Below are 13,033 nucleotides of genomic sequence, written 5' to 3'. Positions count from 1 at the left end.
CTTGACTTTGAAACATCGTGGGCCTTACAATCCGGCACCAATCAGGGTGCTTACTTCGAATATATGAGAGAGAGCGGTTCCTGCTTTTTACCACCAAATTTAAAGATCCCAACGAACTCCCATTAAAAAGATATTAGGAAGGAGATTATATGCAGGCGGTTTCAACTACCAAAGGAACAATTCAAAATATCGGCAAGATCTTTGAAAAGGGTTTGCAGAACGAATACCTATCTCGATCTATTGGAAAGATCATCGAGTATGAAAAGGGAAAAACAATCGAGGAAGTTAATATGTTGAAAAAAGAACTTTCCCGTTTTGAAAGCACTTATCAGATGTCTTCTGAGGATTTTTTTGATAGGTTTGAAAAAGGGGCTCTCGGGGATAAAGAGGATTACTTCGAGTGGTCTGCCATGTACCAAATGTATGAACGGTCAGTGGATCGGCTTAACATACTTGAGAGTCCTTCTGCATGAATATTCATGATTATCTGGAGGAATGCATTCTTCTTCTTACCGTGTCCTCCGTGGTGGAGCGATTTCAAGTCGTAAAGAAAAGAGAGGTTGAGACCGACGGCTATCTGAGAGTGCGGGCGATACTGGTGGACGAAAGCCTTCTTGAAGTAAGCATGTACTGTCAGCATGCTGAAGATACTGTGCATTTAGCTGGATATCGGTTCCATTGGCAGGATAAAGAGGGAATACTGATTAAAAGATGGGATAATGCGAAACATCATCCTGAACTGGAAACCTTTCCTTATCATCTTCATTTGGGAGATGATAAGGCTGCGAAAGAGTCGGCTACAATTGACCTCCAAGGGGTTTTAGAAGTATTAGAGTCGGATGTGGGGATGTAGAAGAACGAGGTTTCTCTCCTCACACCTCACCCCTTACCCCTAACGTTCTTGCTCCTGACTCCTCACAATCGTTTTTAGCTTTTAGCTTTTCCCTTTTAACTTTTCACTATGAATGACATCGTCATAAAAGCTGAAAACATCGGTAAAAAATACACCATCGGCCACCAGGCGCAACATGGTGGCTATACAGCTCTGCGCGACGTGCTGGCGCAGAATGCCCGCACCCTCTGGAACAAAACCAAAGACTTAGCAACGGGAAAGGCCATCATCCAGGGCGACACAATGGAAGAGGTGTGGGCGCTCAAGGATGTGAGCTTTGAGATAAAACGCGGTGAGGCCGTGGGCATCATCGGCCGCAACGGGGCCGGTAAAAGTACGCTCTTGAAGATTTTGAGCCGCATTACTGAGCCCTCAACCGGGCGGGTAACAATCAAGGGCCGCGTTGCGAGTCTTCTGGAAGTAGGCACCGGCTTTCATCCGGAACTGTCCGGGCGGGAGAATATCTACCTCAACGGCGCCATTCTGGGTATGTCACGAGAAGAGATAAAACGTAAATTCGATGAAATCGTTGCCTTTGCCGAGGTGGATAAATATCTGGACACACCAGTCAAGCGCTACTCCAGCGGGATGTACGTGCGCCTGGCCTTTGCGGTAGCCGCCCACCTGGAACCGGAGATCCTAGTGGTTGATGAGGTACTGGCTGTAGGCGATGCGCAATTTCAGAAGAAGTGTTTGGGCAAGATGGGGGATGTGGCCAAAGGTGGAAGAACTGTTTTATTTGTGAGTCATAATATGGCGGCGATCCAAAATTTATGTAAAAAATCAATACTGATATCTCAAGGGATTTTAGAAAGTTTTGGTGATACACAACACGTGATTAATCAATATATAGGTGGATATGAAATTAAGAATGTGTTGTTATCTGAAATTAAAAACAGAAAAGGCAATGGACTGTTGCGATTCACACGCGGCATTATAAAAAGTGCCCATTCAGAACAAGTAGCAAGAGTAGAAACATTTTCAGAGGTATCCATTGAAATTGAGTTTGTATTACAACAAAAGAAAAACTTCATAAGTGCAAGGCTTGACATTGGGATTAATAATTATGTTGGAGATAGAGTCGCATGGTTAAGTTCTGATAGTGTTGATGCAAAAATAGATTTTTTAAAGGGGAAAGTAGTTTTTGTAATTCAAAATTTTCCGCTAGCACCCGGCGATTATAGTTGCAATCTGTACTGTCAAGTCAATAATGATGTTGCCGACTGGATTAGTAACGTAATGCACTTTTCTGTTATTGAAAAAGACTATTATGGGACAGGTCGGACGGTTCCACAAAACCAAGGTAATATTTTATTAAATTATAGGGTCATAATATGATTCTTGGTAAAATAAAGCAGCGGCTTAACGAACATCTTCACACAGACCAAATCAACAAGCAAACCCAAGAATTAATATGGGCGCACATTTATCGCGATTCCATCAGAGGCAAAAAATGGTTAGAAGAACTTCCCATATATCCCGGGAGATGGGCGGCAAGCTACTCTTTTTTATATGTATTGGTTAGAATTTTAGCGGATTATCAGCCGAAAAAAATTATTGAGTTTGGTCTCGGCGAAACATCAAAAATTATTTCGAAATTTATTGAAAACGGTTTGACTGAAGTAAAACATGTCATTATTGAACAAAGCAGAGATTGGTCGAATGGTTTTGTTAGCAGATTTCCTTTGTCGCAAAATTCCCAAATAATCCAATTGGAAGTAACAGAAAAAATAGTAAATCAATTTATTGTAAAAAGTTATAATGGAATAGACGGTATCATCAATGAAATATTTGATTTATATGTCATTGATGGACCGTTAGGATCTGACCGTTATTCGAGATATGATATCTGTTTATTGGCTCAAAAGTTTCAGCCCAAGGATGAGTTTATGGTTATTCTGGATGATTATCAGAGAGCTGGAGAACAGGATACGATCAGGGACTTAGTCGAGCTATTGAGGGATAAAGGGATAAACATATATACCGGAATTTACAGTGGTATAAAAGATCAGTTTGTTATCGGAACTGAAAAGTATCGATACATCAGCTCCCTGTAATTGGCCAGACAGCAGTCAGGATAAACATCGATAATGCCGACAGTAAGTGTAATAATAACGACTTATAATTATGGCCGTTTTATTGAGAGGGCCATTCGGAGTGTTCTGATTCAAACCTATCAAGATTACGAAATAATTGTCGTTGACGATGCCTCTACGGATAATACGGAAGATATTGTAAAAAGTATTGGCGATGATAGAATACGATATATAAGACATATTATTAACAAAGGGGGAAACGCCGCAAGGAATACAGGGGTTAAACTTGCTACTGGTGACTATATTGCTTTTTTAGACAGTGACGATGAATGGTTACCCGAAAAAATAGGCATGCAAATACGGATGTTTCTTGACGGCGCCGAAGAGCTTGGATTGATTTACACAGGGATGAATATTATTGATGGTGCAAGTCAACAACAAATCGGTCAAGTGTTGCCAAAGGCAAGAGGTCACATTTTCAATTTGCTTCTCCGAGGCAATTGCATCACTGGCGGTGGCAGTTCGTCTATGATTAAAAAGGAGTGCTTCAGATTGGTCGGACTTTTTGATGAAACGCTTCCCAGTGGTCAAGAATGGGAAATGATCCTTCGCATCGCAAAAAAATATACCATCGAATACGTCAACAAGCCATTGATCAATTATTTTGTGCATGGCGCCAATACCGATAGTTATCCGGAAAAAATTATTAGAGGTTATGAGTTAATCTTATCTTCACACAGACAAGATTTTGAAGAGTTCCAAGTAATATATGCCCATCATTATTACGAATTAGGCATTAGATGTTTTAAAAATGGTTTAATGAAAAGAGGGCGGACTCATTTTTTAGCGGCTTTTCGCGAGTCCCCTCGTAAGAGTTACTTGCTCAAAGTGAAATCCATTTTGCAATTGCTACTCTCTTTTATGGGCAGTACAGCTTATGCCCATCTAAAAAAATTCATTAACCCATAATGTTGGCATCAGAGATCTTTGCAGAGCCGCTTTTGACCTCTAAATGAGGTTATTCCCAATTCAAAGAACGTGGATGCGGATAATCAACGGTCAGAGCAATAATTTGATGAAAATGTTTGTGAAATGAATAAATCCAGGATTTTGCAAGAGGCCACATCAACGCGTTGGTTATGGTGAAGAAGAGATTGATTCATGTTGTTGCTTCGACCGGCGTTAGCGGTGTCACCGCCGTTATCAGATTTCTATCGCTAGGCATGATGGAACGAGGATGGGTGGTCTATTTCGTTCATTATGGTAATAATGATGGATTTTGTGAAGCTCTTGCAAACCAGGATGTTCACGTTGTTAATATAAAACCTCTGCCTCGATTTATCCAGCCTTTGCGAACATATTGGCTGATTCGGAATATGAAAAATATATTGGCCGGCATATCCCCGTCAATCATTCATGCCCACTCGTTCGATGCCGATCTGATTTCTGCCCGGGCTGCGCTTGGTCATCGAATTCCCCTCCTGGTGACCTGCCATAGCCGCTCGTATGTCGGATGGGTAAAAGAGCATATCCGTCAATATGAGCAGCTCGATCGTTACATTGGCAGGTATGTCTGCGTCAGCAACCTGCTGCAAAAGGAACTCTCTGCAGTCCATACTCTGAGTCGTGATCGCATACAAACGATCTATAATGCCCCAGATATCAGTTTTTTTGAGCCGGTTACGCTAATAGAAAGGGAAAAATCCAGGGGGAAATTGGGTATTCTGTCCGACGAGCTTGTTATCACCTGTGTGGCAAATTACCATCCCGTAAAAGGTCAGGAGGTCCTTGCCGAGGCGTTTGCCAGGCTGACAAAAAATCACAATAACCGACTTATCCTTGTGGGAAGTGAAAATCACCGCTACAACGGAGACTCCATAAAGCAGAAAGTGACTGATATTTTAGAAAAAGCCGGACTTATGAACAGATGTCTGATGATTGAGGATTGCCATGATGTACGGCCCTTCTTGGCCGCGTCGGATATTTACGTTCAGCCTTCTCATCAGGAAGGTTTAAGCGTGGCTCTTGGAGAGGCGTTTGCCTGTGGACTGCCCGCTGTAGTAACGTCCGCTGGCGGAAATCCTGAAATGGTATCCGTCGGTCAGAATGGTTTTGTCGTTTCTCCCGCGCATCCCGGGGAAATGGCTGCCGCAATAGAAGCTTTGGCCGAAAACAAGGATACAAGAAAAAACATGGGTGCGCAATCGTTGCAATTTGCAAAGAAATACCTTCATCCCGATGTTATTTTAAAAGCGTATTGGGAGTTATATGATGAACTTTCCAAAAAGGCTGAAAATAAAATAGATGAAAATCCTCTTTTCCGGCCATCATAATCCTCATTTTCTGACTATTACCGAGTACCTGGAAAAGGCCATCCGATCGCTGGGGCATGAGCTGGTTATCTTTGAGGATCGGCGGCATCTTATCCCCGGACGGATCAGGGGGAAATTGCCATTTCTGGAACGGTTTGATTTGCAGATCATCAACCAGCGGCTGCTGAAGATGGCCGGGGAAGCCAGACCGGATTTGGCGATCGTAACGGGTGGGCATCGGATTTTACCGGAAACGGTCGAAAAAATGAAAAAGCTGGGGACGAGAGCGGTTTTATGGACGATTGATGCACCTATTGATTTTCAGCCGCTCCTTGCCGCCGCGCCTGTTTACGATCATCTCTTCTGCCAGGGTACAGAGGCCATCGAGCTGTTTTCGAAAGCGGGCATAACAAACACCCGCTGGCTGCCGATGGCCTGCGATCCTGATTTTCACCATCCGGTTGACATCGGCGCGTCTGCTCGTGAAAAATACGGAAACGACATCGTTTTTGTCGGCTCTTTTTATCCGGAACGGGCGAGGTTATTTGAAAAATTAGCTGAATTTGATTTTGCGATATGGGGGCCGGGCTGGGAAAATCTTTCTTCCTCATCGCCGCTTCGCCGCTGTGTTCGCGCCGCTCATACGACGCTTGCGGAATGGGTTAAAATATACAGCGCCGGGAAAATCGTCCTGGCCACCCATTATCATGACCCCCAGAGCAGCTTCCCCGTCTATCAGGCCAGCCCCCGCATTTTTGAGGCGCTGGCCTGCGGCGCTTTCGTAATCTGCGATCAACAGCGGGACGTCTTTGCGCTTTTCGAGGAGGGAAAACACCTGGCATCATTCTCTGATATTAATGATCTCAAAGAGAAAATTAACTTTTATCTGAACCATCCGGAGGCAAGAAAGACGATTGCGGAAGCAGGGCAGCGAGAAGTTGTCGCGAATCATACCTATATTCACCGTATAAAAGAGCTCCTCGCCACAATCGGTCTAAACCTGTGACAACTCCTGCACGAAAAAGAATACTGCATATTGTCGAAGACTTGAAGGTTGGGGGCCTGGAACGGGTACTGGCGGCGATCGTTTTATCCCTAGATAAAGCTAAGTACGATGTTCAGGTCTGGTGTCTGGCCCGGGGGGGACAAATTGCCGCGGAATTGAGTGCCCAAGGAGTGCCGGTCAGAATTCTAAGTATGCAAAGTTACTATAATCCAATTGCAATATTGAGGCTTGCCTGCCTCATGAAGCGGGAAAAATTCGACCTTGTCCACACCCACGGTTATTTTGCATCCACCTTCGGCCGGCTGGCGGCAATTTTGGCTTCCATTCCGGTCATTATCACCCATGTTCACAGTACCTATTACGATTATTCCAAACGGAATATCTGGATAGAGAGATTTCTTTCCCGCTGGACCGACCGGATTATCTGTATTTCTCGTGCGGTGGAGGAATTTGTCACTTTGACAGAGGGTATCCACCAAGACAAAACCGCGCTCATCTACAATGGCGTCGCTCTGCCCGGTCATCCTGCCTGTGGTCGTGAAAAGATGAGGAATTCCTTTAACATCTATGCAGAGGCAGTCGTCATCATCATTGTGGCGTCGCTGACTGAAAACAAGGGACACGGCCTGCTTATGGCGGCGTTGGCGCCACTTACCCAAAGGTTCCCGGCGTTGCGGCTGATCATCGTCGGTGATGGGCCGCTGCGGGAGCCACTTTCCAAAGAGTCCCGGCGGCTTGGGATCGAAAAGGCCGTCATCTTTACCGGTATCCGCACGGATATCTCAGCGCTTCTAAATATGGCAGATATCTTTGTTTTGCCGTCACAACTGCGTGAAGGGCTGGGCGTGGCCCTGATCGAGGCGATGGCGGCGGGACTGCCCGTTATCGGGACCGCTATCGGCGGCATCCCCGAATTGATTCAGGAAAACGAAAACGGTCTGCTCGTCCCGCCGGGAAGTGTCGAGGCGCTGACGACGTCGCTGGAAAAACTCATTTCCGATCCGGCAGCGAGAAAAATGATGGGGCAAAAAGGAACGCAGATGTACCAAGAGAGATTCACCATGTCGATGATGACGAGGCAAATCGAGACCCTCTACGATCAGTTGCTGATTGGTTAGTTTCATGACGACAAAACCCCGAAACATCCTCTACCTGTCCACCTTCGGCAACCTCCGGTGGGGAGGCCAGCGGAGTCTCTTCCAACTCGTCACCAGGTTGGAGCGTCGCAAGTACTGTCCCTATGTCCTTTTGCCCACCGATGAGGATTTTGCCGCGGCGCTGCGGCAAAGGGAAATACCGGCTCTTATTCTGGATCTGCCCCGGATTAAAGGTCTGGCTTTGTTATCCCCGCTGGGGGCGTTGTCCGCTCTGGCCAAGGTCATTGAAGAGCACGATATCCGGCTGATTCACACCGATGGGCCCCGCAATACGCTCTATGCCGGCCTCGTCGCCCGCTGGAAAAGTATCCCGCTGGTTTTTCATGTTCGTTCTTCGGATCGGGAGCGTTACGATCCGCTCCTCTATGCCCTGGCAACCCGGGTGATTCTTGTGGCGGATGCCCTTCGGGGGCGCTTCGCCGCTATCCGGCATCCCCGCAAGCTTGTGACCATCTACAACGGCGTAGATCTGAACGATTTTTCCATTAGCGGGCGAGCATCTCAAATCAGGCCGAAGTACAATATCGCTCCGGAAGAGTTGGTGATCACCTGCATCGGGCGCATCGAGCCGATGAAAGGCCAGCGATATCTGATCGAGGCGTGTGCCCGGCTTGCCTCGGGAAATCCCGCCCTTCGGGTTCTGTGCGTTGGGGAAAGCATTGATCAGGATTATTGGAGAAGCTGTCAGAAAATGGCGCAACAATTGGGAATATCTGATTTAATCATATTTACCGGCCATGAAAAAAATGTCCCGCAGCTTCTGTGCGAGACGGACATTTTTGTTTTACCTTCCTCCTTTGGCGAGGCGTTTTCGCGGGCGATCATCGAGGCGATGGCGATGGGAAAGGCGATTATCGCCACCGATGTCGGCGGCGCGGCGGAGGCGATCGAAGACGGCGTTTCCGGATTCATCGTGCCGCCCGGCGACGCCGCGAAACTATCCGAGCGCCTGCTGATTCTTGCCCGGGATCCAACCCTGCGGCGGCGCTTCGGAAAAGCGGCCAGAGAGCGTGTCGAGAGCCGCTTTTCCATCGAGGCGAATATATGCAAAACCCAGCGGCTTTACGAGGAGATACTGGCCTGGAAATAGCAATTTTTATAGTCCCTGAGGTTTGGTCTGCGCTAAAATGTCGTGATATTCAGTGAAAACAATTATTAAATCCCTTTACTTGTGGACACGATACGGCTGTCTGAAGATTTTCAGCCTCTTGCTTCCCGGAAGTCCTGACCCCATCAGCCTGCAAAAAATCCATAAGATATTATTTATCCGGACGGATCGGATCGGCGATATGGTTCTTTCCACCCCGGCCTTCGCGGCGCTCAAAAAGGCGCTGCCGCAGGCGGAATTGACGGTGCTGGCCAGTCCGGCCAATGCCGCGATTCTCCAACACAATCCCACGGTGGACTCGGTGCAAATCTATGATCGCCATTGGGGAATTTTGAAAAAGATCAGGTTCTTGAAGCAATTACGGATACGGCGTTTTGACTTGGCAATCGACCCCGGCGCCGACTATGAAATGCATACGGCCTGGCTTGCCTTTCTGAGCGGTGCGGCCCACCGGCTTGGGTATGCTGCCTATGGCCGTGAGGTTCTCTTCAACGTCCCGCCACCGAAGAGCATTCCTGGCGGACATTTTGTTGACATTATGCTCGCCCTGCTTAGTGCAATCGGCATCCCCGCCGCCGAGAGAAAGCCAAAAATTTATATTTCAGCCGCTGAACAGCGCTGGGCAATAACATGGCTGGAAGAAAAGGGGCTGGGCGGCCGGAAGATCATCGGCATCCACCCAGGCGCCCACTACCCGACCCAGCGGTGGCCCGCAGAGTATTACGCTGAACTGATCAAGCTGATTCGTCGGGAACCCTCCGCCGCAATCATCGTGTTCGGCAGCCCTGCCGATCGCCCCATCATTAAGGAAATCCTATCGGATAGCACGGAGGAGGTAGTTGTAGCAATTCAGGATGATTTGAGAAAATTGTCGGCGCTGCTTGCGTGCTGCCGAATGGTTGTCTGCAACAACTCCGGCCCTCTGCATATAGCCGTGGCGCTCGGCATCCCGACTATCTCCTTTATTGGGCCGACGATCCGTGACCTCTGGATGCCGATCGGCGAGGGCCACCGCGTATTGCGCCGGAACGAGCTTTCCTGCATCGGCTGCAATCTGGGATATTGTAAAATAAAAACGCACGACTGCATGCGCTTGATTAAGCCAGAGGAGGTCATCAGGTTCATCCGGGAGATGATATCTTGAAAGTGTGGTTCAGAAGGATTTATTTTAATAATGAACGTTATTTTTCTTTAATCTTGCTTATCTATTTTATAATGGGATTATTTTTTCTAAATATCTATAAATATCATATCAATACAGATGCCCCAACATATATAGCAATTGCTGAAAAATATGCCACTGGCCATATTAGTGATGCAATCAATAGCTTTTGGTCTCCAATGATATCTTGGCTTATGGTACCTTTCCTACTGTTGGGAATGGAGGGGCTTGTAGCTTTCAAATTTATTGGTTTGATAGCAGGTGTTTTTGCGTTTTTTGCTTTGAAAAAACTGCTTCTGGATTTTTCCGTCTCTGAAGATGTTTCCCATATACTGATGTTGGGGCTCTTTCCTGCATTTTATGCATTTACCCTAATTACCGTAAATCCAGATTTTCTTCTTGCAGTTATTTTACTTTTTTATATGCAAAAAATTATTTCCTTGGATTACGGCAAAAGCTATAGAAACAGTATAGTTTGCGGCTTGCTCGGCGCAGCTGCTTATTTAACCAAGGGATTTGCCTTTCCATTTTTTGTGTCACACTTTACAGCAATGAACCTTTTTAGATATTTTGCCACGGTGGACCTCTTCCATAGAAAAAGGATACTGGCGAGCTTTTTGCTGGGATTGTCAAGTTTCATGCTTATTTCCGTCCTATGGATTTCTATCATCTCTTTAAAGTCAGGCAGGGTGACATTCAATGATGCGGGTTCCTACAATTATAAGTTAATAGTCCGTGATCACTGGAGAATGCCTTTTGACCGCATTGGGTTTATAGCCCCGCCCGATCCTATGGCTGGAAGCGTTTGGGATAATCCGAATCTGTTGTTTGCCGAAGTGGACCATCCTTTTGGTGGTATCAAGCACCGTATGGCTGCTATTGGTCGTAATAGCGTCAAAAATATTTTCGCTGCCATAGATGCTTTCCAAGCAAGTTCTCTTTTTTCGATGACTATAATTATTTTTTCCGTTCTTCATTTGATGGGTCTGCCAACAAGGGAGATACTCGTAAACAGAGTCTTTCTCATTCTCGTAACCATTTTTTTATATACTGCAGGGTACTTGCCTTTGCTTGTAACAAAAAGGTACCTCTACATGAACATCTTGCTGATTTTTGTTTTAGGGGGATATCTTATTGACCGGTACGATTTTGGAGAACACGGTCGGAAAAAAGTTGCCATTCTCTTTTTATGTCTTTCAATGATGTTCATGCCTTTGCGCGATCTTAGAGCCACTTCTACAATGGGCAAGGACTTCTATCTATTCTCAAAGGCACTGAAGAAAATAGGTGTCAGTGGACGAATCGTGTCTAACGGACACTTTGATGATTTGATTTTTGCTACCTATCATTTACGTGCGAAGTACTACGGCATTGCCAAGCCAAGAATTGATGACCCCGAACTTTTAAAGGAACTCAACAAATATCATATAAATTACTATTTTTGTTGGCAAGACAGGCCGTGTTCCAAACTATTATCAACCTATTCTGATATCTCAGAAGGCAAATTCAACAACTTGCGTATTTATAAGATATTACCAGCGCGGTGAAGAGCCTTTTCCTAAGGAGATTTTAACATAACAGCACATATTGCTATAATAACAACGCTATTTTTGATAACGCGGGTCATTTTTTTATTCACGCCGGCTGGAAGTCTGGGAGACGCCGATCAAGCGGTTTTTGGCATGATGGCGCAAAAGATCGCCGCACTGGAGGAATTCCCCCTCGTCTATTGGGAAAATCATTATGCAGGTGCTCCAGCAGCCTATCTTTCTGCAATGATTTTCCATATTTTTGGCGATGGATTTATTCAGTTGCGAGTTGCAATGATGTTAATCGTCTTACCGGGTTTATTGCTGTTCTATTTCATCTATCGGAGACTTTTCGGCGAAACCGGAGCCTTGATAGGTGCGTTGTTCTTGGTATTTTGTCCTTATATCGTATTAAATTACACTACGGGGGGTTTTGGTGGTTATGGAGAGTCGTTTCTCGGCACGGCTTTGATTGTTCTGCTAAGTTGGAAAATCAGGGATCAAGCAGAGATTCCGCCCGTGGGGAAACTCCCTTTCCTGTTAGGGATCACGTGCGGTTTTTTTGTATATATTCAATTTTACGTTATTCCTGCTGTTCTGGTTTTTGCGATTCCAGCCCTCTGGCGCTTAGGAGAGAACCGCCTTAAACAATTATTGCTGTTTTGCGGGGGAGGGATCATCGGAATCATCCCTCTTATTATCTATAATTTCATGACAGGCGGAGGAACTTTCACAAGGGCAGCAGCTTGGATGTTGTTGATCGGCAGGGACGATTTTGCCATGTCTCCGTTGGCAGTGCTCCGAAGTGTTTGTTTGCAGAAGAGTGCTTATCTGGCGGATTGGCTATTTAATGCACCCCTCATGTTTGGGCAATATGTAATGCCTGTCGTGTTCGGACGGAATATCCAGATTGCCTCCGGGCTGATGCTTATTATTGTTTTCATTGTTTTTATGGCACTTTCTTTTAAAAGAATTGCAACGAAAGGATCGCCGAATTTCTGTTATCAACAATTTGCGCTCTATTTACTGACGTTTATCCTGTTTCAGTGGACCGCCAGTCTCCACGCGCCCCGTCACTTTATGCCTATTTTCCCTATCATCCCCATCGCCCTTTTCGGGTTGTCCGGAATATATGTCCCTTTTAAGAATGTTTCTGTTGTCATTTTGCTTCTTTTAAGTGTTTTTCAGGTGATTGGTTGGAATCACGAGTTTAGAGTACCCCAGTTTGATCCCCAGCCTGTTGCACGGATCATGAACAGTAGAGGCATCAGGGAGTTCTACGCCTCTTATTGGACAGCCTATCCAATCATGTTTATGGGGAAGGGTGAACTGATCGGTTCGCCCATGTTATTACCATTTCATGAACCGTTTGGGGATAGAAGGCCAAAATATACTGAGCAGGTTCTTAACTCGCGGAATCCGGCTTTTTTTTTCGGGTCGGGTGAAGCATCGCTGGAGAAAGAATTCGTCACGTTCCTGAAAACAATGAACATCAGATACGAGACGCTTGCGATTGACGGTGCACACATCTATGACAACCTCTCCAAACCGGTGGCGGTCAGTTTTCGTAAAAAGGATTGGCAGACGGTATTTTCGCTGAGATAGGGGCATGTTTTTTAAAACACATTAGGTACTTTATCGTTAAATGGATAGCTTCGACAAATCGGCCGGCAATAACCAAAACCATATGCGATATTCAACTTTGCTAGTGTTTAATTGCGTAAGTTAACGATAGTATTTTTCAGCTGCGAACCTTTTACTTCTCTTTTCCGCCAGACGAAAGGCTTTGCAGTTAGCCCATAAGCAGTTATAAAGTCGCTGATAGCTTTGG

General features: G+C 45.8%; 13 protein-coding genes. 12 read left to right on the top strand and 1 reads right to left on the bottom strand.

The features are described from left to right. Positions 1-149 precede the first annotated feature (149 nt). From M0P74_14180 to M0P74_14125, 12 genes are all read left to right on the top strand, one after another. Positions 150-473 (top strand): hypothetical protein, encoded by a 324-nt coding sequence (locus M0P74_14180; GenBank protein ID MCK9364731.1) that lies wholly within the window; start codon positions 150-152, stop codon positions 471-473. Further along, positions 470-853 (top strand): DUF6516 family protein, encoded by a 384-nt coding sequence (locus M0P74_14175; protein ID MCK9364730.1) that lies wholly within the window; start codon positions 470-472, stop codon positions 851-853. Before M0P74_14180 ends, M0P74_14175 begins: the two co-directional genes overlap by 4 nt. 108 nt (positions 854-961) lie before the next feature. Then, positions 962-2,230, top strand: a complete 1,269-nt coding sequence (locus M0P74_14170; protein ID MCK9364729.1) for a polysaccharide ABC transporter ATP-binding protein — start codon at positions 962-964, stop codon at positions 2,228-2,230. Continuing rightward, positions 2,227-2,949 carry a hypothetical protein gene (locus M0P74_14165; GenBank protein ID MCK9364728.1) on the top strand — a complete coding sequence of 241 codons (723 nt, stop codon included), beginning with the start codon at positions 2,227-2,229 and terminating at the stop codon, positions 2,947-2,949. Before M0P74_14170 ends, M0P74_14165 begins: the two co-directional genes overlap by 4 nt. A 33-nt stretch (positions 2,950-2,982) precedes the next feature. After that, on the top strand, positions 2,983-3,897 hold the full coding sequence (locus M0P74_14160) for a glycosyltransferase (protein ID MCK9364727.1): 915 nt from the start codon (positions 2,983-2,985) through the stop codon (positions 3,895-3,897). 170 nt (positions 3,898-4,067) lie between these two features. After that, positions 4,068-5,261, top strand: a complete 1,194-nt coding sequence (locus M0P74_14155; GenBank protein ID MCK9364726.1) for a glycosyltransferase family 4 protein — start codon at positions 4,068-4,070, stop codon at positions 5,259-5,261. Beyond that, positions 5,233-6,246 (top strand): glycosyltransferase, encoded by a 1,014-nt coding sequence (locus M0P74_14150; GenBank protein ID MCK9364725.1) that lies wholly within the window; start codon positions 5,233-5,235, stop codon positions 6,244-6,246. The genes M0P74_14155 and M0P74_14150 overlap by 29 nt, the downstream gene beginning before the upstream one ends. Before the next feature lie 41 nt (positions 6,247-6,287). Next, the gene (locus M0P74_14145; protein MCK9364724.1) at positions 6,288-7,364 is read left to right on the top strand and encodes a glycosyltransferase; all 1,077 of its coding nucleotides are present in this window, start codon (positions 6,288-6,290) and stop codon (positions 7,362-7,364) included. Positions 7,365-7,368: 4 nt separating this feature from the next. Continuing rightward, on the top strand, positions 7,369-8,493 hold the full coding sequence (locus tag M0P74_14140; GenBank protein ID MCK9364723.1) for a glycosyltransferase family 4 protein: 1,125 nt from the start codon (positions 7,369-7,371) through the stop codon (positions 8,491-8,493). 52 nt (positions 8,494-8,545) lie between these two features. After that, positions 8,546-9,655 carry a lipopolysaccharide heptosyltransferase II gene (gene waaF, locus M0P74_14135; GenBank protein ID MCK9364722.1) on the top strand — a complete coding sequence of 370 codons (1,110 nt, stop codon included), beginning with the start codon at positions 8,546-8,548 and terminating at the stop codon, positions 9,653-9,655. After that, positions 9,652-11,220, top strand: a complete 1,569-nt coding sequence (locus tag M0P74_14130; protein MCK9364721.1) for a hypothetical protein — start codon at positions 9,652-9,654, stop codon at positions 11,218-11,220. The genes waaF and M0P74_14130 overlap by 4 nt, the downstream gene beginning before the upstream one ends. 135 nt (positions 11,221-11,355) lie before the next feature. Next, positions 11,356-12,807 (top strand): glycosyltransferase family 39 protein, encoded by a 1,452-nt coding sequence (locus tag M0P74_14125; GenBank protein ID MCK9364720.1) that lies wholly within the window; start codon positions 11,356-11,358, stop codon positions 12,805-12,807. A 107-nt stretch (positions 12,808-12,914) separates the two neighbouring features. On the opposite strand, the gene M0P74_14120 is transcribed toward M0P74_14125, so the two are convergent. Next, on the bottom strand, positions 12,915-13,033 hold a 119-nt coding region (locus tag M0P74_14120), incomplete at its 5' end, for an IS630 family transposase (protein MCK9364719.1).

The organism is Syntrophales bacterium (assembly GCA_023229765.1).
Lineage (GTDB): Bacteria > Desulfobacterota > Syntrophia > Syntrophales > UBA5619 > DYTH01.
Note: the sequence above shows the minus strand (reverse complement) of the source record. Positions and strands in the feature narration are given on the sequence as shown.

Bases quoted from the DNA above. Each gene is read 5' to 3' on its own strand.
- M0P74_14180 (MCK9364731.1), top strand. From the start codon at position 150: ATGCAGGCGGTTTCAACTACCAAAGGAACAATTCAAAATATCGGCAAG.
- M0P74_14175 (MCK9364730.1), top strand. From the start codon at position 470: ATGAATATTCATGATTATCTGGAGGAATGCATTCTTCTTCTTACCGTG.
- M0P74_14170 (MCK9364729.1), top strand. From the start codon at position 962: ATGAATGACATCGTCATAAAAGCTGAAAACATCGGTAAAAAATACACC.
- M0P74_14165 (MCK9364728.1), top strand. From the start codon at position 2,227: ATGATTCTTGGTAAAATAAAGCAGCGGCTTAACGAACATCTTCACACA.
- M0P74_14160 (MCK9364727.1), top strand. From the start codon at position 2,983: ATGCCGACAGTAAGTGTAATAATAACGACTTATAATTATGGCCGTTTT.
- M0P74_14155 (MCK9364726.1), top strand. From the start codon at position 4,068: ATGGTGAAGAAGAGATTGATTCATGTTGTTGCTTCGACCGGCGTTAGC.
- M0P74_14150 (MCK9364725.1), top strand. From the start codon at position 5,233: ATGAAAATCCTCTTTTCCGGCCATCATAATCCTCATTTTCTGACTATT.
- M0P74_14140 (MCK9364723.1), top strand. From the start codon at position 7,369: ATGACGACAAAACCCCGAAACATCCTCTACCTGTCCACCTTCGGCAAC.
- M0P74_14125 (MCK9364720.1), top strand. From the start codon at position 11,356: ATGATGGCGCAAAAGATCGCCGCACTGGAGGAATTCCCCCTCGTCTAT.